Source organism: Streptomyces sp. NBC_00322 (assembly GCF_036147535.1).
GTDB lineage: Bacteria > Actinomycetota > Actinomycetes > Streptomycetales > Streptomycetaceae > Streptomyces.
In genome coordinates, this window is record NZ_CP108019.1 from 7,220,292 (window position 1) to 7,246,142 (window position 25,851).

26 protein-coding genes and 1 pseudogene are annotated in these 25,851 nt (G+C 70.6%); 14 read left to right on the forward strand and 13 right to left on the reverse strand.

Features of this window, described 5'->3' with window-relative positions; genetic code table 11:
• Window positions 1-60: 60 nt before the first annotated feature.
• Window positions 61-636 (forward strand): histidine phosphatase family protein, encoded by a 576-nt coding sequence (locus OG905_RS32970; protein WP_328679938.1) that lies wholly within the window; start codon window positions 61-63, stop codon window positions 634-636.
• Window positions 637-675: 39 nt separating this feature from the next.
• Here the strand turns inward: OG905_RS32970 and OG905_RS32975 are convergent, their stop codons facing one another.
• The 4 genes and pseudogenes from OG905_RS32975 to OG905_RS32990 form a co-directional block, all read right to left on the reverse strand.
• A complete protein-coding gene (locus OG905_RS32975) occupies window positions 676-1,086 on the reverse strand; it encodes a PPOX class F420-dependent oxidoreductase (protein ID WP_328682738.1) in 411 nt (136 codons plus the stop codon).
• A gap of 12 nt (window positions 1,087-1,098) precedes the next feature.
• Window positions 1,099-2,295 (reverse strand): annotated as a pseudogene (locus OG905_RS32980) (RNA polymerase sigma factor); the annotation flags it as partial.
• An 8-nt stretch (window positions 2,296-2,303) separates the two neighbouring features.
• Window positions 2,304-2,657: a YciI family protein gene (locus OG905_RS32985; RefSeq protein ID WP_328679941.1), complete on the reverse strand. Its 354-nt coding sequence runs from the start codon at window positions 2,655-2,657 to the stop codon at window positions 2,304-2,306.
• 45 nt (window positions 2,658-2,702) lie between these two features.
• Window positions 2,703-3,320, reverse strand: a complete 618-nt coding sequence (locus OG905_RS32990) for a CGNR zinc finger domain-containing protein (RefSeq protein ID WP_328679942.1) — start codon at window positions 3,318-3,320, stop codon at window positions 2,703-2,705.
• 65 nt (window positions 3,321-3,385) lie between these two features.
• Between OG905_RS32990 and OG905_RS32995 the strand changes: the two genes are divergently transcribed.
• Both OG905_RS32995 and OG905_RS33000 read left to right on the forward strand, forming a co-directional pair.
• The gene (locus tag OG905_RS32995) at window positions 3,386-3,928 is read left to right on the forward strand and encodes a hypothetical protein (protein ID WP_328679944.1); all 543 of its coding nucleotides are present in this window, start codon (window positions 3,386-3,388) and stop codon (window positions 3,926-3,928) included.
• Between the two features lie 11 nt (window positions 3,929-3,939).
• Window positions 3,940-4,092, forward strand: a complete 153-nt coding sequence (locus tag OG905_RS33000) for a hypothetical protein (protein WP_328679946.1) — start codon at window positions 3,940-3,942, stop codon at window positions 4,090-4,092.
• Window positions 4,093-4,234: 142 nt separating this feature from the next.
• Here the strand turns inward: OG905_RS33000 and OG905_RS33005 are convergent, their stop codons facing one another.
• Both OG905_RS33005 and OG905_RS33010 read right to left on the reverse strand, forming a co-directional pair.
• Entirely contained in the window at window positions 4,235-5,884 is a 1,650-nt protein-coding gene (locus OG905_RS33005) for an FAD-dependent monooxygenase (RefSeq protein ID WP_328679949.1), read from the reverse strand.
• A 111-nt stretch (window positions 5,885-5,995) separates the two neighbouring features.
• On the reverse strand, window positions 5,996-7,114 hold the full coding sequence (locus OG905_RS33010; protein ID WP_328679951.1) for an FAD-dependent oxidoreductase: 1,119 nt from the start codon (window positions 7,112-7,114) through the stop codon (window positions 5,996-5,998).
• A gap of 128 nt (window positions 7,115-7,242) precedes the next feature.
• Between OG905_RS33010 and OG905_RS33015 the strand changes: the two genes are divergently transcribed.
• The 6 genes from OG905_RS33015 (at window position 7,243) to OG905_RS33040 (ending at window position 12,748) form a co-directional block, all read left to right on the forward strand.
• Complete coding sequence (locus OG905_RS33015) at window positions 7,243-7,824, forward strand: TetR/AcrR family transcriptional regulator (RefSeq protein ID WP_328679953.1); 582 nt, start codon at window positions 7,243-7,245, stop codon at window positions 7,822-7,824.
• Window positions 7,825-7,914: 90 nt separating this feature from the next.
• Window positions 7,915-8,943, forward strand: coding sequence for an N-acetyl-gamma-glutamyl-phosphate reductase (argC, locus tag OG905_RS33020; protein WP_328679955.1), 1,029 nt, complete (start codon window positions 7,915-7,917; stop codon window positions 8,941-8,943).
• Window positions 8,940-10,109 carry a bifunctional glutamate N-acetyltransferase/amino-acid acetyltransferase ArgJ gene (gene argJ, locus OG905_RS33025; RefSeq protein ID WP_328679957.1) on the forward strand — a complete coding sequence of 390 codons (1,170 nt, stop codon included), beginning with the start codon at window positions 8,940-8,942 and terminating at the stop codon, window positions 10,107-10,109. Before argC ends, argJ begins: the two co-directional genes overlap by 4 nt.
• Window positions 10,106-11,011 carry an acetylglutamate kinase gene (gene argB / locus OG905_RS33030; RefSeq protein WP_328679959.1) on the forward strand — a complete coding sequence of 302 codons (906 nt, stop codon included), beginning with the start codon at window positions 10,106-10,108 and terminating at the stop codon, window positions 11,009-11,011. Before argJ ends, argB begins: the two co-directional genes overlap by 4 nt.
• On the forward strand, window positions 11,008-12,204 hold the full coding sequence (locus tag OG905_RS33035; protein ID WP_328679961.1) for an acetylornithine transaminase: 1,197 nt from the start codon (window positions 11,008-11,010) through the stop codon (window positions 12,202-12,204). The genes argB and OG905_RS33035 overlap by 4 nt, the downstream gene beginning before the upstream one ends.
• Before the next feature lie 7 nt (window positions 12,205-12,211).
• Entirely contained in the window at window positions 12,212-12,748 is a 537-nt protein-coding gene (locus OG905_RS33040; protein WP_324982540.1) for an arginine repressor, read from the forward strand.
• A 20-nt stretch (window positions 12,749-12,768) separates the two neighbouring features.
• Here the strand turns inward: OG905_RS33040 and OG905_RS33045 are convergent, their stop codons facing one another.
• From OG905_RS33045 to OG905_RS33070, 6 genes are all read right to left on the reverse strand, one after another.
• Entirely contained in the window at window positions 12,769-13,545 is a 777-nt protein-coding gene (locus OG905_RS33045; RefSeq protein ID WP_328679964.1) for an FAD:protein FMN transferase, read from the reverse strand.
• Entirely contained in the window at window positions 13,545-14,399 is an 855-nt protein-coding gene (locus tag OG905_RS33050; protein WP_328679965.1) for an FMN-binding protein, read from the reverse strand. The genes OG905_RS33045 and OG905_RS33050 overlap by 1 nt, the downstream gene beginning before the upstream one ends.
• 38 nt (window positions 14,400-14,437) lie before the next feature.
• Window positions 14,438-15,769, reverse strand: coding sequence for a ferredoxin reductase family protein (locus OG905_RS33055; protein ID WP_328679966.1), 1,332 nt, complete (start codon window positions 15,767-15,769; stop codon window positions 14,438-14,440).
• A gap of 146 nt (window positions 15,770-15,915) precedes the next feature.
• Entirely contained in the window at window positions 15,916-16,653 is a 738-nt protein-coding gene (locus OG905_RS33060) for a L,D-transpeptidase family protein (protein ID WP_328679968.1), read from the reverse strand.
• Between the two features lie 55 nt (window positions 16,654-16,708).
• A complete protein-coding gene (locus OG905_RS33065) occupies window positions 16,709-17,293 on the reverse strand; it encodes a pyridoxamine 5'-phosphate oxidase family protein (protein ID WP_328679970.1) in 585 nt (194 codons plus the stop codon).
• Between the two features lie 43 nt (window positions 17,294-17,336).
• Complete coding sequence (locus OG905_RS33070; RefSeq protein ID WP_328679971.1) at window positions 17,337-18,806, reverse strand: hypothetical protein; 1,470 nt, start codon at window positions 18,804-18,806, stop codon at window positions 17,337-17,339.
• A gap of 160 nt (window positions 18,807-18,966) precedes the next feature.
• On the opposite strand from OG905_RS33070, the gene OG905_RS33075 reads away from it, so the two are divergent.
• From OG905_RS33075 to OG905_RS33095, 5 genes are all read left to right on the forward strand, one after another.
• The gene (locus tag OG905_RS33075) at window positions 18,967-20,160 is read left to right on the forward strand and encodes an argininosuccinate synthase (RefSeq protein WP_266478478.1); all 1,194 of its coding nucleotides are present in this window, start codon (window positions 18,967-18,969) and stop codon (window positions 20,158-20,160) included.
• Window positions 20,161-20,243: 83 nt separating this feature from the next.
• The gene (gene argH, locus OG905_RS33080; protein ID WP_328679975.1) at window positions 20,244-21,671 is read left to right on the forward strand and encodes an argininosuccinate lyase; all 1,428 of its coding nucleotides are present in this window, start codon (window positions 20,244-20,246) and stop codon (window positions 21,669-21,671) included.
• A gap of 171 nt (window positions 21,672-21,842) precedes the next feature.
• Window positions 21,843-22,676 carry an alpha/beta fold hydrolase gene (locus tag OG905_RS33085; protein WP_328679977.1) on the forward strand — a complete coding sequence of 278 codons (834 nt, stop codon included), beginning with the start codon at window positions 21,843-21,845 and terminating at the stop codon, window positions 22,674-22,676.
• A 142-nt stretch (window positions 22,677-22,818) separates the two neighbouring features.
• Window positions 22,819-23,370: a TetR/AcrR family transcriptional regulator gene (locus OG905_RS33090; protein WP_328679979.1), complete on the forward strand. Its 552-nt coding sequence runs from the start codon at window positions 22,819-22,821 to the stop codon at window positions 23,368-23,370.
• A complete protein-coding gene (locus OG905_RS33095; protein ID WP_328679980.1) occupies window positions 23,367-24,914 on the forward strand; it encodes an MFS transporter in 1,548 nt (515 codons plus the stop codon). Before OG905_RS33090 ends, OG905_RS33095 begins: the two co-directional genes overlap by 4 nt.
• An 84-nt stretch (window positions 24,915-24,998) precedes the next feature.
• Here OG905_RS33095 and OG905_RS33100 read toward each other — a convergent pair whose 3' ends face one another.
• Window positions 24,999-25,661 (reverse strand): lysophospholipid acyltransferase family protein, encoded by a 663-nt coding sequence (locus OG905_RS33100; protein ID WP_328679982.1) that lies wholly within the window; start codon window positions 25,659-25,661, stop codon window positions 24,999-25,001.
• Window positions 25,662-25,851: the final 190 nt, after the last annotated feature.

Genomic DNA, 25,851 nt, shown 5'->3' on the forward strand with positions numbered 1-25,851 from the left:
CGGAGCACGCCCCTCCGGTCGCCTCTTGACCTGCGGGGCTTTGGGAACCACGATCACGCCATGACTGTCCGGATCACGTTGGTCGCCGCGGCCCGCAGCTCCGCCGTGCTCGCGGAGCGCTTCGACGACGACCGGCCACTCGACTACGCGGGCTGGCACGAGGTGCAGCGCTCCGCGTACGCCCTGGTGCCGCTCAACACCGCCGAGCTGCGGTACTGCTCGCCGACCGCCCGCAGCCGGGCGACCGGCGAGGCACTCGGCTTCGCGCCGATCGCGCAGCCCGCCCTGCGCGACTGCGACATGGGCCGCTGGCGCGGCTACACCCTGGCCGAGGTCGCGGCCCGCGAGCCCGCCGCCGTCGACGCCTGGCTCGCCGACCCGCGCGCGGCGCCGCACGGCGGTGAGCCGCTGCTCGCGTTCATATCGCGCATAGGGGGCTGGCTGGACACCAGGCCCCCCGAGGACGGCGGCTCCATGGTCGCCGTAGCCGAACCGGCGGTCGTCAAGGCAGCCCTCGTCTACGCGCTGAAAGCGCCGCCCTCGTCGTACTGGAACGTGGACGTCCGCCCCCTGTCGACGGTGACGCTGGCCGGCGGGGCGGGCCGCTGGAGCCTGCGCCTGGGGACGACCGTCTGACGGGCGGGCCCCACAGCCGCGACCGAGGCGGGCCCGGCATCACCCGGCGGCGCTGCCCACCACCCGCTCCGGCGTGATCCGGATGACGATGCGTACGACCTCCGGCGGCAGCTCCAGATACTCCTCGCCCGCGCCCGACCCCTCGTACTCCTCGGCCAGCGACACGGCGAGCTTCCTCCCGGCGTCTTCGCTCACGGTGGCCGTGCCGCGCACCTCGATGTACTGGAGCGGATCGTTCCGGTCGTACACGGTGAGGCTGACCCGCGGCTCGCGCCGTACGTTCTTGTCCTTGCGGCGTCCGGCTTCGGTGGAGATGAGCAGTTCGTTCCCGTCCCTGGCCACCCAGACGACCGAAGTCTGCGGGCTTCCATCCGGGTTGACGGTCGCCAGGACCGCGGGGTTCGGCTCGTCGAGGAGTCTGAGTGCGTCTTCGCCGAATGTGATGGACATGCCCAGGAGGGTACGCCGCAGGAAGGCACGCTCGGCGGAATTCTCCGCGCGCTCGATCGCCGCCTCATAGGCGCGCGCGGCCCCCGCCTTGTGCCCCAGGCGACGCAGCAGATCCGCGCGGATCGCGTGGAAGAGGTGGTGACCGTCGAGATCGAGATCGTCGACCAGGGCGAGCGCCGCCGCCGGGCCCTCGACCTCGGCCACCGCGACCGCGCGGTTGAGAGACACGACCGGATGTGGACCGAGGGCGAGCAGCTGGTCGTACAGCTGGAGGATCTGCCGCCAGTCGGTCGCGGCCGCGACCGGCGCGTCGCTGTGGACCGCGTTGATGGCAGCCTGGATCTGGTACGGACCGGGCTGATCACGTCTCAGACACTGCCGGACGAGATCCTGGCCCTCGGTGATGAGACCGCGGTCCCAGAGCTCGCGGTCCTGCTCGGCCAGCCGTACGAGGTCGCCGTCGGGCGTGGTGCGGGCGGCCCGGCGCGACTCGGTGAGCAGCATCAGCGCCAACAGCCCCTTGACCTCAGATTCGTCGGGCATCAGCTCGGCCAGCAGCCGGCCGAGGCGGATCGCCTCCGCGCACAGGTCCTCGCGGACAAGCCGCTCGCCCGAACTGGCCGTGTAGCCCTCGTTGAAGATGAGGTAGACGACGGCGAGCACGGCCCGCAGACGGTCCGGCAGATCGGTGTCGCGCGGGACCCGGTAGGGGATGCCCGCATCACGGATCTTGCCCTTGGCGCGGACCAGCCGCTGCGCCATGGTCGGCTCGGCGACCAGGAAGGCCGACGCGATCTCGGCCGTGGTGAGCCCGCCCAGCAGGCGCAGCGTCAGCGCGACCCGGGCGGCGGGCGCCAGCGCCGGGTGGCAGCAGGTGAAGATCAGACGCAGCCGGTCGTCGCGCACGGGGCCCTCCTCGAACGGTTCGCCGTCGGCGGACAGCAGGGCGGCCTGCGCGTGCCGGTCCGCGCGTGACGCCTCCCTGCGGAGCCGGTCGATCGCCCGGTTGCGGGCGGTGGTGATGATCCAGCCGGCCGGGCTGGGCGGCAGCCCGGTGGACGGCCACCGTTCCAGGGCCGTGGTGAACGCGTCCTGGACCGCCTCCTCGGCGATGTCAATGTCACCGAAGACGCGGACCAGGACGGCGACCGCGCGACCGTACTCCTCGCGGAACACCCGCTCCATCACCGACGCGGTCACCTCCGGCATGCCGGAACTCACCCGCCGGACACGTGCTGCAGCGGCCTCACTTCGATCGGGAGGGTGATTGCCCGGGCGAGCTTGCGGCCCCATTCGAGCGCGGCGTCGAGATCGGCCGCCCGGATGACCGTGAACCCGCCGATGTGCTCTTTGCCCTCGACGTAAGGACCGTCGGTCATGAGCGCCTCGTCGTCCTTCACCCGTACGACGGTGGCCGTGCTCGGCGGGTGCAGACCTCCGGAGAACACCCAGGCACCGGCCGCCTTGATCTCGGCGTTCACCTCTTCGAGATCCCGCATGATCGGATCCAGGACCTCGGGCGGCGGCGGGCCCCCGTCGGGCTGGTAGATGCTGAGCAGATAGTTCTGCATGGCGTCCCTCCTCGGTGTGGTGGCCGGCGCCGGGCGGCCGGGCTCTCATCCCCTATACGAACGGCCCCCGGCCGGATCGACAGGGGACGCGGCCAGGTCCGCAGGATTTTTCGCCCGCCGGTGGGCGGCCACGCGTTCACGTGTCGCGCACCGCCGTGAGCAGTAGCGACGTGTCGGTCCGCTGCCCTGAGTGAGAAAGACATTGCGGCAGGCGGAGGAGGCGCAGACGCCGCCGGGCGGGCGCTGGCGGTCCCAGACGAGGACGGTCAGGGCCAGGCAGGACGAGGCGAGGAACCACTCACCCCAGGGCGCGTCGTCATGGCTGTCGAGATGCGGGTGCCAGGGGGAGCGGCCGCCGTGCGAGGTGAGGCGCAGGGGGCCGGTGCTCTGCGGCAGCAGGCGGTTCAGGCAGGCCGCGGCGGCGTCGACGTGATCGGCGGCGAAGACCTCGCGCAGTCGCAGGGCGGCCGCGCGCATCCCGGCGATGTCGCTGTCCGACAGCTCGACCGGGTCCGTCTCGCCGTGCTCGCGCAGCACCTCGGAGATGCGGCCGGCCGGCGGGCTCTCATCGGCAAGGGCGTTGATCAGGGCGGCCGTTCGCAGGGCGACGGCCTGAACCGAATGCCGGGCCGACCATGTGCCGTCAGCGCCAGCGCCGTTCAAGGGGAACACTCTGCCAATGTAACGCACCTGGTGTGGTTTTGAGTTACGTGCGTAACGTGATCCAGATGAAAAAGGGTTACGAGCTGGGGCGCTACACCGCAGGAGCGGCCGCCGCCCGCACCGGCGACGAGATGTCGGGCCCGGCCTTGCTCCTCGCCGGGCTCGCCGTCACAGGATCGGCCGCCGTGGCCTCCTCACTGCTGGCGGGCATCATGATCGCGGCCGCGGTCGGCGGCCCCGTTTTCGGCGTACTGCTCGACAGGTCCGCCAGGCCGGGCCGCCTGCTGACCGGGGCTCTGACGGGTTACGCCTCCTCGCTCGTCGTCATCCTGGTCGCCCTCGGTCGTATCCCGATCGCCCTCAGCGTGCTGATCGCGGTACGTCACCGGGAGGCACCCGAGCGGCTGCGCGCCCAGATCTTCACCACGGGCGCCAGTCTCAAGCTGACCGCCTTCGCTGTCGGCGCGGCCATCGCCGGGCCCCTGGCCGTCCGCTCCCTGCCCGGAGCCCTGCTGACGGCCGCCGCATGCCAGTTGCTCGCCGCGCTGAGCTGCGCCCTGCTGTGGCGCGAGGCCGAGCGCATGGGGCCGACGGCAACGAGGGCGTGAAGGGCGAGGACGTGAACGACAAGCGACTGGTCCGCATGGCGGCGTGCACCCGCCGTGACGATCTGGACCGGGAGTTCATATTGCTCTTCCCCGAGGAGGGCTTCTCTGCGCAGGCTCCGGTGCCCGAGGGGCTGCCCGGCTTCATCGACGCCTTGACGAGCTGAACCTCGGCCTCGTCCACGAGCTCCGCGATCTCGCAGTCCTCGCAGTAGACGCAGCCCATGTCCGCCAGCTGCGGCGAAGACGGCTGACCACGCCGCGGGTGAACCCCTCTCGCGCCCTGGTGGCGGCCAGCGTGCGCGTGGCTCAGCCCGTCCGGAACACGCCCGCGAGGTGGGCGGCCAGCTCCTGGGCGGTCGGCGGGCAGAGCCGGGCGCCCAGGTAGCCGTCCGGGCGCACGACAAATGCCGTCGGATCCTGCGCCCGGTAGATCCGCCCGAACTCGCCGCGGCTGTCGCGGTATACGGGCAGCCGCGTCCCGTCGGCCGGCCCGCCGTCGGCCAGCACCGCGCATGCCTCCACCCTGCCCTGTGACAACTCCTTTGCCGCGGCGGCGAGTTCGTCGAACTGGTTGCCCGCCGGGTCGTGCCCGTACAGCAGCAGCACGTGCCCACGGTCCCGCAGCACGTCGTACAGTCGCGACGGGTACGCGGCGATCTCCCCGGCGAGGCCGCCGCAGTCCGGGGCCCGGTCGCCGGGCTGGGGGCCGTCCCCGTTGCCGTCCGGGTCGGGCCGCCCCACGATCGGGCTGCCGCGGTAGGCGACGAGCAGTTGCGCTTCGCGCAGCATCAGGGTCGCCGGGTCCGTCGGGTCGGCCTGGATGCCCTCGGCCGCGTGCCGCACGGTGCGGCCGACGACCTCCTCGCCGACCGGCCGGCGCTCGGCGTCGTAACTCGTGAGCAGCCGGGGATCCGCGGCACCCTCGGCCGCGAGGGCGAGCTTCCAGGCCAGGTTGTACGCGTCCTGGATGCCGGTGTTCATGCCCTGCGCGCCCGTCGGCGGATGGATGTGCGCCGCGTCCCCCGCGACGAAGACCCGGCCCTCGGCGTACCGGTCGACCATCCGGTGGCTGATCCGGAACACCGAGGACCAGCGCATGGCCGACGCGGTGGTCGGCTGCGGCGCCAACCGGTCCAGGACCGCCTGGATGTGGGGGAGCGAGGGCGCCCGGCCGCCCTCCAGGCCATGCTCCACCCCGTCCCGGCTCCGGTCGGCTCCCTCGCTCTGCCGGGCGGTCGAGAGCTCGGGCGGCACGAGCATCGACATCCGGTACCGGCCCAGGCCGGGCAGCGGAATGCACACCAGCAGGTCGTCGACGACGCCGTCGGCACCGCGATGCATGGCGCGTACGCCGTACCCGTGCGGCAGGTCCCAGTCGGCTTCCACGTCGGCGAGCATGTACTCATCGGGGAAGGCGCCCCCTTCGAAGGTGAGCCCGAGTGCCTTGCGGACAACGCTGTGCGCGCCGTCGCACCCCACCAGGAACCGGGAGCGGACCTCCTCCTCCGCCCCGGAGGAGGTGACCAGCCGGCTGGTCACTCCGTCGGCGTCCTGGGTGAACGACACCAGCTCGGTACCGCGCTCGATCCGGGTCCCGAAGCGAGACAGGAACTCATCGAGGATGCGCTCGGTCTCGTACTGCGGCAGCGCGGCGAATCCGTACGGCACTTCGGGCGGCAGGGCGAGGTCGATCCGGGCCTGCTCCACGCCGTTGACGTAGGTCAGCTGCCCGCGCATCGGGACGGCCGCGTCCAGCGCGGCCCGTACCAGGCCCATCCGGTCCCAGATCTCCAGGGTGCGTGGCTGGATGCCCACGGCCTTCGCGAACGGCAACCTGGCCGGCAGCCGGTCGACGATGCGGCAGGCGACGGACCGCCGTCGAAGCTCCGCGGCCGCGGTCAACCCGACAGGGCCGGCGCCCGCGATCAGTACGTCCGTTACGTCGGTGTGCACCACTGGCGTCTCCCGGCGAGAGCCCCCGGTATGAACGGATCCACCTCAATTTTTGCCCGCCGGGTGGTTGCCGGCCACCGCTGGCCACCGGGCGTATGACGTGACGGAACGTGCTCAGGAGTCCGTCGGGGGCAGCAGGTGGCCGAGTCCTTCCGCGCAGCCCTTCGCGGCCTCGGCCGAGCGCGGCAGCATGATGCTCTCGTAGGCACGGACGCCGTCGTCGAGGCCTGGTTCGCGAACGAGGGCGTGGGCGAGATCGGTGCCGTCGAGCATGGCGAGGTTGGCGCCCAGCCCCAGCGGGGGCATCAAGTGCGCGGCGTCGCCCAGCAGGGTGACGCCGGGGGTGTGCTCCCAGGTGTGCGGGACGGGCAGCGCGAACAGGGGGCGATTGACGAAGCCGCTGTCGCTGTACCGCAGGAGATGGAGCAGGCTCTCGTGCCAGCCGTCGAAGGTCTTCAGCAGGTGCGTGCGCACGGCCGCCGCGTCACCGAGGTCCACACCGGCGGCCACGTGCCAGTTCTCCGGGGCGCGGAACGCGATGTAGGCGCGGATGTGGCCGGTGCTGTTGCGCTGGGCGAACAGGGCCTTGCCGCCGGCCTTGGCGAGCATGGTGCCGTCGCCGACCAGCCGCGCGAGCCCTGCATGGCGGGTGTCGCAGTCGTCGAAGCCGGCTTCCACGAAGGTGACACCGGTGTAGCCGGGCGTGGCGTCCGACAGGGCCGGGCGGACCCGGGACCAGGCGCCGTCGGCGCCGACGACCAGGTCGAAGTCCTCGGCGGTGCCGTCACCGAAGAGCAGGCGGCAGGTGCCGTCCCCGAGCGGGGTGACCCCGCTGACGGCGCGGCCCCACCGCACGGTGCCCGCGGTGAGGGACTCCAGGAGCAGGCCGCGCAATTGGCCTCGGTCGATTTCCGGCCTGTCGCCGTCGCCCTCGTCGTCCGCGGGCCCCTGATCAGGCAGGAGGGCGGCGGTGGCGGTGTCGAGCACGCGCCACTCCTGGCCTTCGGGACGGGAGAGGGTGCGGAACCGATCGAGCAGGCCCGCCGCGCGCAGGGCGATCTGCCCGGTGTCGGCGTGCATGTCGAGAGTGCCGCCCTGAGGGCGGGCGTCGACGGACGCCTCGCCTTCGAAGACGGTTACGGAGCGACCGTGGAGTTGCAGGACGCGGGCGCAGGCAAGGCCGCCGAGGCCGGCGCCGACGATCGCGATGCGGGCGTCATGGGCGGAGTGCATGGGGCTGTCCCCTCGGAAGGCGGGTGTTCGCCGGGAGGTCCCCGGCGCACCACCAAGAAAGCACACTCACTAAATAAGTGCAATGACTAAACTTTCGTAGTGAGTGTGCTCCGAGGTACGGTGTGCCGGTGACCGAACCGACCGGGCGCCGCGAGCGCAAGAAGGCCCAAACCCGCAGGTCCCTGGCCGACGCCGCGCTCGAGCTCTTTCTCGACCGCGGATACGACCAGGTCGGCGTCAAGGACGTCGCCGAGGCCGCCGACGTGTCGGTGACCACCCTGTTCAAGCACTTCCCCAGCAAGGAAGCGCTGGTCTTCGATCAGGACGACGACATCGAGGCGGCGCTCGTCGCCGCGGTGCGTGAACGCGCCCCCGGGCAGTCGATTCCGCGTGCCCTGTGCGAGCACGCCCTGCGGGCGCAGGCTCCCACCGCGGACCCGCGGTTCGGCGAGTTCAGGCGCATGGTGGAGGACACTCCGGCACTGCGTGAGCACGCCCACCGCATGTGGATGCGCCACGAAGCGGCGGTGGCCCGGGCCATCGCCGAGGAGGTCGGCGCCCCCGAAGGCGATGTCACCTGCGCCGCCCTGGCCCGTTTCGCATTGGAGGCCCGGGACCTCGTGGGGCGGAATCCCGACCCGATGCGGGCCGCCGGAGAAGTCTTCGCCCTGCTCGAACACGGCTGGGCAGCCGCGCACCCCGACGGCTGATCACCGAACATGACCGCCGGATCGTCTTGGCGCTGATTGCATAAAAGTGCGGAGATGCGTATAGTCATGCCATCACTGATGGAGGGTTCGATGGCAGTACGCGCAGCAGTCGCAGGGGCGAGCGGATACGCGGGCGGGGAACTGCTCCGACTGCTCCTGGCCCACCCCGGGACCGAGATCGGCGCCCTCACCGGCAATTCCAACGCAGGTCAGAAGCTCGGTGGCCTGCAGCGGCATCTGCTGCCGCTCGCCGACCGCGTGCTCGAACCGACCACCCCCGAGGTGCTCGCCGGGCACGATGCCGTCTTTCTCGCCCTCCCGCACGGGCAGTCCGCCGCCGTCGCCGAGCAGCTCGGTGACGACGTGCTCGTCATCGACATGGGTGCCGACTTCCGGCTCGAGGACGCCGCCGACTGGGAGGCGTTCTACGGTTCCCCGCACGCCGGGACCTGGCCCTATGGCCTGCCCGAACTGCCGGGTGCCCGCGCCGCGCTGGAGGGGTCCAAGCGCATCGCGGTGCCCGGCTGCTTCCCCACCGCCGTGCTGCTCGCGCTGTTTCCCGCGTACGTCGCCTCCCTCGCCGAGCCCGAGGCCGTGATCACCGCGGCGTCCGGGACATCCGGCGCGGGCAAGACGCCCAAGCCGCATCTGCTCGGCTCCGAGGTGATGGGGTCCATGACCCCGTACGGCGTCGGCGGCGGCCACCGCCACACGCCCGAGATGATCCAGAACCTCAGCGCGGCGGCGGGGGAGCGGGTCACCGTCTCCTTCACGCCGACCCTCGCGCCGATGCCCCGCGGCATCCTCGCCACGTGCAGTGCGAAGGCCAGGCCGGGCACGACCGCGGCCGATGTGCGGACCGCGTACGAGAAGGCGTACGCGGACGAGCCGTTCGTCCACCTGCTCCCCGAGGGGCAGTGGCCGTCGACCGCGTCCGTCTACGGTTCCAACGCCGTTCAGGTCCAGGTCGCGTACGACGGGGCCGCGGGCCGCATCATCGCGATCAGCGCCATCGACAACCTCACCAAGGGCACCGCCGGCGGCGCGGTGCAGAGCATGAACATCGCCCTCGGGCTCCCCGAGGGCACAGGACTTTCCACGATCGGAGTGGCACCGTGAGCGTCACGGCAGCAAAGGGATTCACGGCGGCCGGTATCGCCGCCGGGATCAAGGAGAACGGCAATCCGGACCTGGCCCTCGTGGTCAACAACGGTCCGCGCCGCGCCGCCGCGGGCGTCTTCACCTCCAACCGCGTCAAGGCCGCCCCGGTCCTGTGGTCCGAGCAGGTCCTGCGCGGCGGCGAGGTAAGTGCCGTCGTCCTCAACTCCGGCGGCGCCAACGCCTGTACGGGCCCCAAGGGCTTCCAGGACACCCACGCCACCGCCGAAAAGGTCGCCGAGGCTCTTGAAGGCCACGGTGCCTCCGAGGTCTCCGCCGGAGAGGTCGCCGTCGCCTCCACCGGCCTCATCGGTCTGCTGCTGCCCATGGACAAGGTGCTGCCCGGCATCGACAGGGCCGCGGCAGAGCTGAGCGAGCACGGAGGCGAGAAGGCCGCCATCGCCATCAAGACCACCGACACCGTCCACAAGACGTCCGTGGCCTCCAAGGACGGCTGGACCGTCGGCGGAATGGCCAAGGGCGCGGGCATGCTCGCCCCCGGACTCGCCACCATGCTCGTCGTCCTCACCACCGACGCCGACCTCGAAGCCGCGACCCTCGACAAGGCCCTGCGCGAGTCGACCCGCCTGACCTTCGACCGGATCGACTCCGACGGCTGCATGTCCACCAATGACACCGTGCTGCTGCTGGCGTCCGGAGCGAGCGGGATCACGCCCCGGTACGAGGACTTCGCCGAGGCCGTGAAGAGCGTCTGCGACGACCTCGCCCGTCAGCTCATCGGTGACGCGGAGGGAGCCAGCAAGGACATCCGTATCGAAGTCGTCAACGCCGCGACCGAGGACGACGCCGTCGAGGTGGGCCGCTCGATTGCCCGTAACAACCTCCTCAAGTGCGCCATCCACGGCGAGGACCCCAACTGGGGCCGGGTCCTGTCGGCCATCGGCACCACGAAGGCCGCGTTCGAGCCGGACCGGCTCAATGTCGCCATCAACGACGTGTGGGTGTGCAAGAACGGCAGCGTCGGCGAGGACCGTGAGCTCGTCGACATGCGCTACCGCGAGGTGAAGATCACCGCCGACCTCGCCGCCGGGTCCGAGTCCGCCGTCATCTGGGCCAACGACCTCACCGCGGACTACGTCCACGAGAACAGCGCGTACAGCTCATGACGAACACCACGCGCAAGCACACCGCACTGCCGAAGGCCCAGATCCTCATCGAGGCGCTGCCCTGGCTGACTCGGCACAACGGCAGGACCGTCGTCATCAAGTTCGGCGGCAACGCCATGATCGACGAGGATCTCAAAGCAGCCTTCGCCCAGGACGTCGTCTTCCTGCGCCACGCCGGGCTCAAGCCGGTCGTCGTGCACGGCGGCGGCCCGCAGATCAACGCGCAGCTGGACCGGCACGGCCTGGTCAGCGAGTTCAAGGCGGGCCTTCGGGTCACCACGCCCGAAGCCATGGACGTCGTACGGATGGTGCTCGCCGGACAGGTCCAGCGCGAGCTCGTCGGGCTGCTCAACCAGCACGGGCCGCTCGCCGTCGGTATGACCGGCGAGGACGCCCACACCATGACCGCGACAAAGCACCAGCCGCAGATCGACGGAGAGCTCGTCGACATCGGCCGGGTCGGCGAGATCACCGAGATCGACACGGGCGCCATCCAGGCGCTCCTCGACGACGGACGCATCCCGGTCATCTCCTCCATCGCGCGCTCCGCCGACGACCACCACGTCTACAACGTCAACGCCGACACCGCCGCGGCCGCGCTGGCCGCGGCGCTGGGTGCGGAGACGCTGATGGTTCTCACCGATGTCGAGGGCCTGTACGAGGACTGGCCGCAGAGCGACGAGGTGATCAGCAGGCTCACCGCGAGCGAGCTGGAGAAGCTGCTGCCGGACCTCTCCAGCGGCATGGTCCCCAAGATGGAGGGCTGCCTGTTCGCCGTGCGCAACGGGGTCAACACCGCCCGTGTGATCGACGGCCGCGTGCCGCACTCGATCCTGCTGGAGATCTTCACCGACGAGGGCATCGGCACGATGGTCCTGCCCGACGCACTGGGGGAATCATGACCAACCGGGAGTTCACACAGCGGTGGCAGGGCGTGATGGCGGACAACTACGGCACGCCCAAGCTGTCGCTCGTCCGCGGCGAGGGCGCCACCGTCTGGGACGCGGACGGCGTGCAGTACACCGACTTCGTCGGCGGTATCGCCGTCAACGCGCTCGGCCATGCCCATCCCGCCGTCGTCGAGGCCGTCTCGCGCCAGATCGCCTCCCTGGGCCATGTCTCCAACCTGTACGTCGCCGAGCCGCCCGTCGCGCTCGCCGAGCGGCTGGTCCAGCTCCTAGGGCGCCCCGGACGCGTTTTCTTCTGCAATTCCGGCGCGGAGGCCAACGAAGCCGCGTTCAAGATCGGCCGGCTCACGGGCCGCCGGTACATGGTCGCCACCGTCGGCGGCTTCCACGGCCGCACGATGGGCGCCCTCGCGCTCACCGGACAGCCGGGCAAGCAGGAGCCGTTCCTGCCTCTGCCCGGTGATGTCAGCCACGTGCCCTACGGTGATGCTGAGGCGCTGCGAGCCCAGGTCACCGAGGAGACCGCGCTCGTGATCATCGAGCCGATCCAGGGCGAGAACGGCGTGGTCGTCCCGCCCAAGGGCTATCTGGAGGCCGCCCGGGAGATCACCCGGGCCACCGGCACGCTTCTCGTGCTCGACGAGGTCCAGACGGGCATCGGGCGGACCGGCCACTGGTTCGAGCACCAGGCCCACCAGGGCATCGAGCCCGATCTCGTCACGCTCGCAAAGGGGCTCGGCGGCGGGCTCCCCCTCGGCGCGACGATCGCGTTCGGCGAGGCGGCCGAGCTGCTGAAGCCGGGGCAGCACGGCACCACCTTCGGCGGGAACCCGGTCGCCTGCGCCGCCGGACTCGCCGTGCTCGACACGCTCGCGGCCGACGGAATCCTCGACGAGGTCAAGCGGCTCGGCGAGAAGATCAGGGACGGAATCGAATCCCTGGGTCATCCGCTGGTCTCCCATGTCCGTGGCGCGGGCCTGTTGCTGGGTATCGTGCTCAACGAGCCCCTCGCGCCCCAGGTGCAGCAGGCGGCTCAGAACGCCGGCTTCCTGGTGAACGCCCCCGCCCCCGATGTCGTACGGCTGATGCCGCCGCTGATCATCGGCGAGGCGGACGTGGACGGATTCCTCCGGGCCCTGCCGGGCGTTCTCGACGCAGCCAACGGGGATGGACGAGCCGGAGAATGAGACGACGATGACCGAGGCGCAGGACACCGAGCACGGCGGGCCCGCCGTACCCCAGACCCGTATGGCCCGCCACCGCCGGATCGTGGACATCCTCAACCGGCAGCCGGTGCGCTCGCAGAGCCAGCTGGCCAAGCTCCTCGCGGACAACGGACTGAGCGTCACCCAGGCGACGCTCTCCCGGGACCTCGACGAGCTGGGCGCGGTGAAGATCCGCAACACCGGCGGCGAGCTGATCTACGCGGTGCCCAGCGAGGGCGGCTTCCGCACCCCGCAGGCGCCGCTCGGCGAGTCGGCGAAGGAGGAGCGAATGCGGCGCCTTTCCGCGGAACTCCTCATCTCCGCGGAGGCCTCCGCCAACCTCGTGGTCCTGCGTACGCCGCCGGGCGCCGCGCAGTTCCTGGCCTCGGCCATCGACCAGGCCGAACTGCACGACATCCTCGGCACCATCGCGGGCGACGACACGCTGATGCTCATCAGCCGGGACCCGGCGGGCGGCCAGGCGCTCGCCGACCATCTGCTGCGTCTGGCTCAGAACGACCGCTGAGGCCGCCGGCGGTCCGGTCGTCAGACAGCCAACTTCGCCGTGTGGCGGGCGAATCCGCTGGTCCGCCAGGTGCTGCCGTCGGCATTGACCGCAAATCCCTCCGTGTCGGGCAGTTCCTCCAGCCAGTCCCGGGCCCGCCCGCCCATGGCGTACGCGGCGGTCGCCCGGGCGTCCGCGTGGGTCAGCCCCGGGCAGACGACGGTCATCGACGCCATGGGCTCGGCGGGTGGCCGGCGAGTGTGCGGGTCGAGAATGTGGCAGCCGCGCTCGGCCGGACCCGAGGTGGCGACGGCGAGGCCCTCGTCGGCCTCGAGCACCGTGAGGAGCTCGCCGGGGTGCAGCGGGTCACTGACTCCCACCCGCCAGGGTCCGCCGTACAGCTGGATGTCGCCGCCTCCGTTGAGGCAGACCGAATCCGCACCGGACGAGGCGAGCATACGGACCGCGCACTCCACCGCCCAGCCCTTGACCAGGCCGGTCGGATCCAGCTCGCCGGCGTAGCGGGCGGTGAACCAGCCTTCGCTCTCCCGCTCGGCGGCTGCGCACAGATCGAGCACTTCGGCGACCTCGGTGACGCAGTCTCCGAGCGAGAGTTCGCCGCGGGCGAGCCGGCTGAGCTGGCTGCCTTGACGGTACGTCGAGAAGGTCTCGTCCACACGGTGCAGCCCGGCCACGGCGGCGGCGAGCCCGGCGCGCACCCGGGGAGAGGCGCTGCCGTCGGCGATACGGATGTCGAAGGAGAAGACGGTGCCCATGGAGTGCTCGACATGGCGCAGGCGCTCCCGCCCGCCGGGCATCACAGACCCGCCTTGTCGAGCGCGCTCTGCAGGGACTTGATGTAGCCCTCGCTGGTGTAGCTGGCCCCGGAGACGGCGTCGATCTGTGCGGTCTGCGCCGTGAGTGCTGCCTGGTTGAGCTGGGGGACAGCGGTGGCGGCGATCCGTCGGCTTTTGGCGTCGGAGTCGGGTGCCTTGACGGCGTCGGCCGCGGTGACCCTGCCGCCGCTGACCGTGATCCGGACCTGCACGGGGCCGTACTGGGTGTCGGCCACGTTGCCGAGGACGGTCTTCGCCGCCGGGGCGCCACCGGGGCTTGACCCCGAGCCCGAGCCGTCGGCCTCAGCGGAACCCGAAGCCCCTCCGGGCTGCGTCCCCGGTCCTGGTTGTGTCCCGGACTGCGCGCCGGAACCGTCGCTGCCGGTATCCGCGGCACCGGAGCCCCCCGCCCCCGCGGCTCCCGCCCTGTCGAGCGCGCTCTGCAGGGACTTGATGTAGCCATCGCTGGTGTAGCTGGCCCCGGAGACGGCATCGATCTGTGCGCTCTGCGCCCTCAGCACGGCCTGGTTGAGCCGGGGGATCGCGTCGGCGGCGATCTGCCGGCTTCTGGCCTCGGCGCTGGGCGCTTTCACCGCCCGCGCTCCGGTGATTCGTCCGCCGCTGAGGGTGAGCTGGACCTGGACGTCGCCGTACTGCGTGTCGGCGCTGTCACCGAGGACCGTCTCTCCCGCCCCGGCTCCGTTTCCGGCGGACGCCGAGCCGGCGGGCGGCACCTGCGAGCCGGCCTGCGACGACGCCTCCGCCACGCTGGTGCCAGGCTGCTTCAGTGCGAGCAGAAGGACGACGCCGGACGTGGTGGCGGCGGCGCCGATCATGATCCGGCGAAGTGGATGTTTCCTCTTCAAGGACGGCCTCACATCTCGAAGGACTCGTGGTGGATCCGGCGGGACGGCACTCCCGCTTCGCGCAGTGCCTGGTACGACTCCTCGGCGAGGCCGGGCGGCCCACAGAGATAGACGTCGTGCTCGTCGATGTCCGGCAGCACTTCTCTCAGCCGCTCGGAGGTGATCTCGGGCCGGGCTCCGTCCGGACCGTTCACCGCGTACATCAGCTGTGCGTCCCGGCGCTGAGCGATCTGCTGGAGCTCGCTCCAGAGCGCCAGGTCCTGCTTCTTGCTGGCCCGGTAAAGCAGTGTCAGGTCGCCCGGGCCGCCGGGCAGCGTCTCGAACAGTGCTCGCAGCGGGGTGATTCCGGCGCCGCCCGCGATCAGCAGCACCTTGTTGCGGCTCCGGCGGCCGGCGGTCATGGCTCCGTACGGGCCCTCCGCCCAGATCCGCGTCCCCGGCTCCAGCCGGGAGAGGGCGGTGCTGTGCTTGCCGACCGCCTTGACGGTGATACGCATCAGAGTGGGGCGGGGCGCGGCGGAGAGTGAGTACGGATTGGCGCTCCAGCGCAGCCCCTTGGTGAGGAACCGCCAGCGGAAGAACTGACCCGCCTCGGCGCCGAGCCGGTGCAGCCGTCGCCCGGTGATCAGCACGGAGACCACACCGGGTGCCTCGTCCACCGTCGACTCGACCCGCATCCGGTGCCAGAGATTGAGCCGGACGGGCGCGAGGACGCGGTACCAGAGCAGCAGCGCGCCGACCGTTCCGTACAGCACGTACCAGACGGTGCGCACCGTCGGGTTCGCCACGAACTCGGAACCCGTCGCCAACTGGTGCCAGAAGGTCAGATACACCGCGGCATAGGTGAGAAGGTGCAGGTAGTACCACGTCTCGTACGACATCCGCCGACGCACCGCGCCTGCCGAGACGAAGCCGATGAGCAGCAGGAGCCCGGTGCCGATCGCCGCCTTGATCATTTCGGGGAAGTCGACGACGACGGTGACGGTCTGCTCCACGAGGCCGGTACGGGCCTGAACGGCGTACCCCCAGACGGTCAGCACGACATGCGTGACGATCAGACTGATCGCGTAGCGTCCGCTCATCGCGTGCCAGCGGGTCACCCGGTCGGAACCCACCCGCCGTTCCAGAGCCGGGACGCGTGCCATCAGCAGCACCACCAGCGCGATCACGTATCCGCCCAGCAGGCCGGTGATCCTGCCGGCACCGATCAGCCACTCGGCGGTGGTCATGTGCACCACCGCCGTGTTCTGCCACCACAGGGAAAGGACGGCCACCGCCCCTGCCCAGGTGACGGCCAGCAGCGCCACCGCCGGGTCACGCCGCGGGCGGATGGCACGCATGGTCTGACGCCTCGCGGCCCGACCGCTCTGCAACATCGCCACGGCTGCTCCTCGCCTGTACCACTTTCGCGTACGGGGATACGCATACGAGGCGCGTGGAGTTCAACTTGAGGGACGCTTGTGCAATATGTGGCTCGGCCGCCCGGTCAGTAGCGCGTGACGGCGGTGCGTCCAGAAGCGGTGCCGATGGCGATGTGCGGGTTGCGGTGCTGGTCGGCCCAGGCCAGGATCCGGTTCATGGCCGCCTCGGGCACCGAGACACAACCGGCCGTCGCGCCGCGCCCGTTGACGTGCAGAAAGATCCCGGCGCCGCGGCCGCGCACCGGACGGTCGTAATTGAAGCCGATGACCATCGCGTGGGCGTACTGCGGGCTGTAGGCAGTCAGATGCTCGGACTCGGCGGCCCGGCAGTCCGCGGGCAGTGACTCCACCCAGCGGTTGTACGCGCGGGACGCGGTGTCCTGGCACCACCAGGAGGTATTCGTCACACGGCGATAGGTGTACGCGGTTCCGGCGGGCGCGGCCTCGATCCCGAAGGCGTACGGCAGTCGGTACAGCCCGGTCGGCGTGGTGCTGGTGCCCTGCTTTCGGCCGGCGCCCTCGACCAGTCCCTTCGCGCCGAACCGCGCCACGGCCGATCCCGCGACCACCCACCGCCCGTCATTGCGGCGGTCCCACCAGGTCACCGTGCCCGTGGTGGAGCCGGGCCGCGCGGCCTCGGCGGTGATCAGCTGGGACCCGCCGCCGGTGTCGGCCATCCGCGCGGGCAGCGGCGCGCGGACAGGCGCGTGAACCGGCGCGGCGCCTGCCGATGCGGACAGCACGAAAGCGACCACGAAGGAGACGACGAACAGAACAGGACCGAGGAGAGAAGCCTTGCGCATAGGGGCGACGGTATGCGCCCCCGGCCCCGGCGGCAGCGCCGTTGGTCCGTACGGCTCAGGGTGTCGGCGGCAGCGGCAGGGGGAGCCCCGGAAGCCCGTCCATGCTGCTGGCGATGTCCGGCTTCTTCTCGAAGTACGCACTGAGCGACGCGTCGTCCTCGCGCGAGAACCGCTGGCCGTGCGTCTCACGGTCCCCGTCGTACGTCATGTACGGCACCGCGAATCCGCAGCTGTCCCGGACGACTTCGGCCCGTACGACGATGATGGCGCGCAGCCCGTGCGGGGTGGTGTCGATGTCCGGGAAGTGCGCCAGCAGCTCCTTCCAGCGCGGATCGTCCCGATAGACGGGCTCGCCGTGGCCGTGCACCCGCACGATGTTCGGCGGCCCCTGGAAGGCGCACCACATCAGGGTGATGCGGCCGTTCTCGCGGAGGTGGGCGATGGTCTCGTTGTGGCTCCCGGCGAAGTCGAGGTAGGCCACTGTCCGGTCGTCGATGACGGCGAAGGAGCCCGTCAGACCCTTGGGGGACAGGTTCACCGTCCCGTCGCCGGACAGCGGCGCGGTCGCCGTGAAGAAGAGGGGCTGTTCCTCGATGAAGGTGCGCAGTCGGCCGTCTATCCGTTCGTAGAGCTTTCCCATGCCACGGATTATCGGCGACCGGGTCCGGTCGCCGGGTCAGATTTCACCTGCTGATACCCAACTGCCGGCGCAGTCGGCGCAGGACGTAGTCGCTGAACAGATGGGTGCAGCGGTCGAGCAGCGCATCCACCTCGGCGTCGCCGAGCGGGACATCGGTCGGCGGCACCGTCCACAGCTGGATGGTCTGCCCGGCCAGTGCCCGAAGCCTGGGGTTCTCGTCTGTCAGCAGATGCACCGCCGCCCGGAGTTGGGCGACGCCGCCCTGCGCGCGCAGCAGCCGGAAGGCGGCCTTCCTGGTGTGGGCGGGGCGGTCCGCGGCGATCCGCTGCGTCAGCCACGCCTCGGGCAGATGTTCCGCGGACGGGAGGAGGGCGGCAGCCGTCTCGCGGGCCACGGACGGCGAGGAGTCGTCCAGCAGCGCCAGCAGCAGTTCGGTGTCGGCCCGGTCGAGCAGACGCAGACCGGCGACCGCGGCGGCGCGGACCGGCCCGGACGGGTGGGAGAGCAGGGGGATCAGCAGCGCTGCGTCCGTGCGCGTTCCGGACTCGGCCAGCCCCAGCGGTGCGGCGGGCGGCAGTTTCGGGTCGGACGGGTCGGCGCACAGCTCCCGATAGAGCGGCAGCGGGTCGGTGCCGTGCTGCCGCAGCACCCAGCGCGCACAGGCGCGTACGAGTCCGGAGCGGTCGACGAGAAAGGGTTCGGCCTGCGCCGGGCGCCCCGCCCGGCGCAACGCGGTGACCCCAGCCGAGCGCACCCGCGGCTGTCGAGACAAGAGCAGCGGGCCCAGTACCTCGTCGTACGCACCCTCGCGCACGGCGGCGTGGGCCGCCTCGGCGCAGAGGTCCTGGATGACGACGTCTCCGTCACCGGCGGCGGCACGGGCGAGGCTCGCCGGGGAGAGCAGCCGCTCCTGGACCGCCAGGCGATGAGCGAACCGGCGAGTGGTGCGATCCCCGCTCGCGAGCAGCGCTTCGACATTCTCACGCGGCCCCTCCCGCAGAGTCCGTTCCAGCAGGTCTCGGGCGAAGATGCCGTGGCCGCGCCCGGCGACCCGGAGCACCAGGGCGGCAAGGGCGACCAGGTACGGCCCGCCGACTTCGGGCAGCGCGCTCGCCAGCAGCGGCCGGGCCCGCTCACGCACCGGCGCGGCCCAGTCCGTGCAGCGGATCACGATCAGCGGCAGCAGCCCGGGGAAGTCCGCGACCCGCTCGATCACGGCCTCCCGGATCCGGCCGTCGACGTGGCACAGCGCGAGAGCGAGCTCGCTCTCGCTGAGCGGAGCACGGCCCCGGAGGTTCAGCCGAAGCCCCTCGATCTGGTCCCACGCGATCCGTCGGCCCTCGATGCGGGTGCGGGATGGAAGGACGGCCGGCCGGAACTGCGCCCGATCGCGTATGCCCACATCGAGAGCCGTCCAGGCTGAGACATCGGCCGTGTCGACGACCGCGTTGAGCGGCTCGCCGTCCAGGAGCCTGCCCGCCAACGCCCACCCGGTCCGAAGGTCCCTCGTCACTGCCGCTCCCCCTGGTTGTACCTGCCAAGAGAGGCGATCGTAGGCGGGCCGCATGGCCGCGCGCCGCCGAAATATGGGCCCGCCCAGGGACCGCGTTGACGAAACATACGGTGTAGTGCATAGTTATGCCTATCGTTGAATGCACCGTAAGGAGAAACCCGTGACCGAGCGCGTCGTACTCGCCTACTCGGGCGGCCTGGACACCTCCGTCGCCATCGGCTGGATCGCCGAGGAGACGGGCGCCGAGGTCATCGCCGTCGCCGTGGACGTCGGCCAGGGCGGCGAGGACCTGGACGTCATCCGCAAGCGCGCGCTCGCCTGCGGTGCAGTGGAGGCCGAGGTCGCCGACGCCAAGGACGAGTTCGCGGACGAGTACTGCCTTCCGGCGATCAAGGCAAACGCCCTCTACATGGACCGCTACCCGCTGGTCTCCGCCCTCTCCCGGCCGACGATCGTCAAGCACCTCGTCGCCGCCGCCAAGAAGCACGGCGCCGGCATCGTCGCCCACGGCTGCACCGGCAAGGGCAACGACCAGGTGCGGTTCGAGGCCGGTATCTCCGCCCTCGGTCCCGACCTGAAGTGCATCGCCCCGGTCCGTGACTACGCGATGACCCGGGACAAGGCGATCGCCTTCTGCGAGGAGAAGCAGCTCCCGATCGCGACCACCAAGAAGTCGCCGTACTCCATCGACCAGAACGTCTTCGGGCGGGCCGTCGAGACCGGCTTCCTGGAGGACATCTGGAACGGGCCGATCGAGGACATCTACGAGTACACCTCGAACCCCGCGGTGCAGCGGGAGGCCGACGAGGTCGTCATCTCCTTCAAGGAAGGCGTCCCGGTCGCCATCGACGGCAAGCCCGTCTCCGTCCTGCAGGCCATCCAGCAGCTCAACGAGCGGGCCGGCGCGCACGGCATCGGCCGGATCGACATGGTCGAGGACCGGCTCGTCGGCATCAAGTCCCGTGAGGTGTACGAGGCGCCGGGAGCGATCGCGCTGATCACCGCCCACCAGGAGCTGGAGAACGTCACGGTCGAGCGTGAGCTGGCTCGGTACAAGCGGCAGGTCGAGCAGCGCTGGGGCGAGATGGTCTACGACGGCCTGTGGTTCTCCCCGCTCAAGCGGGCCCTGGACGGCTTCATCAACGAGGCCAACCAGCACGTCACCGGCGACATCCGGATGACCCTGCAGGGCGGCCGCGCGGTCGTCACCGGCCGGAGGTCGGACGAGTCGCTGTACGACTTCAACCTCGCCACCTACGACTCGGGCGACACCTTCGACCAGTCGAAGGCACAGGGTTTCATCGAGCTCTTCGGCCTGTCGTCGAAGATCGCGGCGAAGCGCGACCTCGCCTGATTCCATACTCGTACCAGGCCGCCTCCCCGTTGCTCCGCGGCGGGGAGGCGGTTGCACATCCACCCTCATGAGGAGCTTCAGCTGTGAGCAGCAACAACGGTGACGTCCGGCTCTGGGGCGGCCGGTTCGCCGACGGTCCTGCCGAGGCGCTGGCCAAGCTGTCCGCGTCGGTCCACTTCGACTGGCGTCTCGCGCCGTACGACATCGCCGGTTCGCGGGCGCACGCGCGCGTGCTGCACAAGGCGGGCCTGCTCACGGACGACGAGCTCCAGCGCATGCTGGCCGGGCTCGACCAGCTCGAAGCGGATGTCGCCGACGGGTCCTTCGTGGGCACGATCGCGGACGAGGACGTGCACACCGCCCTCGAGCGGGGCCTGCTGGAGCGCCTCGGCCCCGACCTCGGCGGCAAACTGCGGGCCGGGCGGTCGCGGAACGACCAGGTGGCCACCCTCTTCCGGATGTATTTGCGGGACCACGCCCGCATCGTCGGCGGACTGATCGCCGACCTCCAGGACGCGCTGGTGGGTCTGGCCGAGGCGCACCCGGACGTCGCGATGCCCGGCCGTACGCATCTTCAGCACGCACAGCCGGTGCTCTTCGCCCACCACGTCCTCGCGCATGTCCAGTCGCTGTCCCGGGACGCGGAGCGGCTGCGGCAGTGGGACGAGCGGACCGCGGTCTCCCCGTACGGCTCGGGCGCGCTCGCCGGCTCCTCGCTCGGCCTCGACCCGGAGGCGGTCGCCGCGGACCTGGGCTTCGAACACGGCTCGGTGGGCAACTCCATCGACGGCACGGCCTCGCGTGACTTCGCGGCGGAGTTCGCCTTCATCACCGCGATGATCGGTGTCAATCTGTCGCGGATCGCGGAGGAGATCATCATCTGGAACACGAAGGAGTTCTCCTTCGTGACCTTGCACGACGCGTTCTCGACCGGGTCGTCGATCATGCCGCAGAAGAAGAACCCGGACATCGCGGAGCTGGCGCGCGGCAAGTCGGGCCGTCTGATCGGCAATCTGACGGGGCTGATGGCCACGCTGAAGGCCCTGCCGCTCGCGTACAACCGCGACCTCCAAGAGGACAAGGAGCCGGTCTTCGACTCCTGCGACCAGCTGGAGGTTCTGCTCCCGGCCTTCACCGGGATGATGGCGACGCTGACGGTCAACCGCGAGCGGATGGAGGAGCTGGCCCCGGCCGGTTTCTCGCTCGCGACGGACATCGCGGAGTGGCTGGTCAAGCAGGGCGTGCCGTTCCGGGTGGCGCACGAGGTGGCGGGGGAGTGCGTCAAGGAGTGCGAGGCGCTCGGTATCGAGCTCGACCAGCTGACGGATGCTCAGTTTGCCAAGATTTCTGCGCATCTGACGCCAGATGTCCGCAAGGTTCTCAATGTGCCCGGCGCGCTCGCCTCACGCAGCGGCCGCGGTGGCACGGCGCCCTCGGCGGTGGCCGTCCAACTCGCCGAATTGAAGGCCGATCTGGCCGTACAGCGGGCCTGGGCGGACGCCAAGCGCTGACATCCGCATACGAGTCTCAGTCACACCGGCCAGGGCCTGCGCCCTGGCCGGTGTGACATTTTCCGACGACCCATGTCTTGACGCGTCAGTAACGTGGAAGCGAATATTCCGTATTCCGGTCGGCATTGCCGAACACCCGCGTCGGCCGGTGCACGGAAAGGCCCCCACGCCATGCGTCTACGCACCCTCATCCGCCCGCTGATCTCGGCCGCCGCGGCGGCGGTACTCGGTGCGGCGGGGCTCGCCGCATCCGGAACCGCCTCGGCCGCGGACGTGGCCATCGCCCCGCCGGGCGCGAACGACTGGTCCTGCAAGCCGGACGCGGCGCACCCGCAGCCCGTCGTTCTGGTCAACGGCACCTTCAAGACGATGGCGGAGAACTGGGCCACGCTCTCGCCGAAGCTGGCCGCGGAGGGCTACTGCGTCTTCGCGTTCGACTACGGCGAGGCGGCCACCGCCCCGATCCCCGACTCGGCAGCGCAGTTGCGCGACTTCGTCGACACCGTGCGCAGCAGAACAGGTGCCAAGAAGGTCGACCTCGTCGGTCACAGTCAGGGCGGCATGATGCCGCGCTACTACGTGAAGTTCCTCGGCGGGGCGACCAAGGTGGACGACCTGGTCGGCATCGTGCCGTCCAACCACGGCACCTCGAACCCGCTGGCGCTCGCCGCCGGTGCCACCGTCTGCCCGTCCTGTGTGGACCAGACGGCCGGCTCCGAGCTGCTGACGCAGCTCAACGCCGACCCCGAGGCGCCGGTCGGCCCCGACTACACGCAGATCGCCACTCGGTACGACGAGGTCGTGGTGCCGTACACGAGTTCCTATCTCTCGGGCTCTGGCCGGTATGTCACCAACGTGCTGCTCCAGGACGCCTGTCCGCTCAACACTTCGGAGCACGACCAGGCCCCCAAAGATCTCGTCGTTGCCCAGTGGGTACTGAACGCCCTGGGGCGGTCCGGTCCCGCCGACCCGGGCTTCCGGCCCGACTGCCTGCCCGTCGGCTGAGCCGGCGCTCACTTCAGCCGCCTGACCGGGGAGCCTCACGGCCCCGGTCGGGCGGCTTTGGCATTCCCGCACCCGGTGCCGTGAATGAGACATCCATACCTCGCATGAGACAATGACGTCTCATTTAGTGTACTCTCGTCTCATGGCCATGGATCGTGAACAGGTGCTCCGCGCCGCCGCCGCCCTCCTCTCCCGCAAGTCCACCGCCACCATGGACGAGGTCGCCCGCGCCGCCGGTATCGGGCGGGCCACCCTCCATCGGCACTTCGCGGGGCGGGACGCGCTGGTCAAAGCCCTGGAAGCGCTCGGCATACAGGAATTCGAGGCCGCGCTCGACCGGGCGCGGCTGGAGGAGGGTGGGGCGGGGGACGGGCTGCGGCGGCTCATCGCCGAGATGGAGCCCGCCGCCGATCTGCTCGCGTTTCTCGTCACCGAGAACCAGCTCTTCGAGGGCGAACAGGTCCACGAGGGCTGGGCACGGCTCGACGCCCGGGTGTCCGCGCTCTTCAAGCGTGGCCAGGAAGAGGGCGAGTTCCGGATCGACCTGACGCCCGCATGGCTGACCGAGGCTCTCTATGGCCTCATTGGCGCCTGCGCCTGGTCCGTCATGGACGGCCGCGTCGCCAAGAACGACTTTCAGTACATGATCGCCGAGCTGCTGCTCGGCGGAGCACGACGGAGTGTGGAGAAATGAGCAGCACCGTCCAGCGCCCGAGCCGGACGGACGAGACCCTGTACCGCCCCGGGCGCTGGCTCGCGCTCGCGGTTCTGGTGCTGGCCGTCCTGCTGGTGGCCGTGGACGCCACCGTCCTCGGCCTGGCCACCCCGTTCCTCAGCGAGGACCTCAAGCCCTCCGGCACCCAGCTGCTGTGGATCGGCGACGTCTACTCGTTCGTCATTGCGGGTCTGCTCGTCTCCATGGGCAGCCTCGGTGACCGGATCGGCCGCAAGAAGCTCCTGCTGGTCGGGGCGGTCGCGTTCGGCGCCGTCTCCGTTCTCAACGCGTACGCCACCACCCCCGAGATGATGATTCTCGCCAGGGCTCTCCTCGGCGTGGCAGGCGCGACCCTCATGCCGTCGACCCTCGCGCTGATCCGGAACATCTTCCACGACCCCAAGGAGCGCAGCCTCGCCATCGGCATCTGGGGCGCGATGGCCTCCGCCGGCGCGGCGATCGGGCCGGTCGTCGGCGGCTTCCTGCTGGAGCACTTCTGGTGGGGCTCGGTCTTCCTGATCAACCTGCCCGTGATGGCCGTTCTGGTGCTCGTCGGCATCAAGCTGCTGCCGGAGTCGAAGAGCCCGGTGTCCGGGCCCTGGGACCTGATCAGCGTCGCGCTGTCCCTGGTCGGCATAGTCGGCGTCGTATACGGCATCAAGGAGGCAGCGACCCACGGCCTCACCTGGGAGGCCGGTGCCGCGGCTCTCATCGGGCTCGGCGCGCTGCACGGCTTCGTCCGCAGGCAGTTGACGCTGCCGGCGCCGCTGCTCGACATGACGCTGTTTCGCCACCGGGGGTTCTCGGGCGCGGTTCTGGCCGACCTGCTGACCATCCTCGGGCTCTCCGGCCTGGTGTTCTTCCTGTCCCAGTTCCTGCAACTGGTCCAGGGCCGGGAGCCGTTCGAGGCCGGTCTTGCCGAATTGCCCGCCGCGATCGCCGCGGTGGCGACCGGCCTGATAGCGGGCACCGTCGCACGGCGGTTCTCCGTACGGTCCGTGGTCGCCGGCGGGCTCGCCGCCGTGGGTCTCGCCCTGGCCGCGATGACGATGATCAGCCAGTCCACCGGCTATCCGCTGCTCGGAGCCGCGCTGCTCTTCGTCGGCGTCGGCGCAGGATTCTCCTTCACCGTCACCGCCGACGTCATTTTGTCCAGCGTGCCCAAGGAGCAGGCCGGCTCAGCGTCCGCGGTGTCCGAGACGGCGTACGAACTCGGGGCGGCCCTCGGCATCGCACTGCTGGGCTCCGTCGTCACCGGTGTCTACCGTGACTTCGCGACCCCGGCCGGCGTGCCGTCCGTCACCGCATCCGCTGCTCATGAGTCGCTCGGCGGGGCCTTCGATGCGGCGGCCGCACTGCCGCAGCACCAGGGTGCGGCCCTGGTTGGCGCCGCCCAGGAGGCGTTCGTCGACGGCCTGCGGTTCGCGACGGGGGTGGGCGCGGCGGTGCTGCTCGCCACCGCCGTTGCCGCATGGTTCCTGCTGCGCGGCCAGAAGCTCGAGGACGGCCTCGAACACCCCTAGGGGGTGCCAGGACACCCCCTAGCGCCCACAGACGGAAGGGCCGGACCCCACGCCGGGTCCGGCCCACCTCAAGCCGCAAGGCCGTCAGGCCGCCTTCGCCTTCGTCGCGTACATGTCCACGTACTCCTGGCCGGACAGCTCCATGACCTCCGTCATCACCGAGTCCGTCACCGCCCGCAGCACATAGCGGTCGCGGTCCATCCCGTCGTAGCGCGAGAACTCCATCGGCTCGCCGAACCGGATCGTCACCCGGCCCGGCCGCGGCAGACCCGCGCCGCCCGGCTGCAGCTTGTCCGTGCCGATCACCGCGAACGGGACGACGGGCGCGCCGGTCATCAGGGTGAGCCGGGCGATGCCCGTACGCCCCCGGTACAGGCGGCCGTCGGGGGAGCGGGTGCCCTCCGGGTAGATGCCGAAGATCTTGCCCTCCTCCAGCACTCGACGGCCCGTCATCAGCGCGGCCACACCGCCGTTCGCGCCGTCGCGGTCCACCGGGATCATGCCGCAGCCGGTGAAGAACCAGGCCATCATCCGGCCCTTGACGCCCTTGCCAGTGACGTACTCGTCCTTGCCGATGAAGTAGACCGGACGGGCGCACACCAGCGGGAGGATCATCGAGTCGATGAACGTCAGATGGTTGCCGGCGAGGATGACGGGTCCGCTCCCCGGGATGTTCTCGGCGCCTTCCACGCGTGGGCGGAACATCAGGCGCAGGATCGGTCCTAGCACGGCCTTGATGAGCGACAAGCGGGACAACGGGTCCTCCGGTGTCATACAGCGGTGGCGTGGGGGCGGACGGTAACGGCGGCGAAGTCTGTGCAGGTGAGGACCATACTCGCGGGTCGCACCTGATCGCACATCGGGTTCACGGAGCGGATACGCAGTGTTGACGTGAGTTTTCGCTGCGTTCGTCCACGGTCTGCCGCAGGTAAGGCTC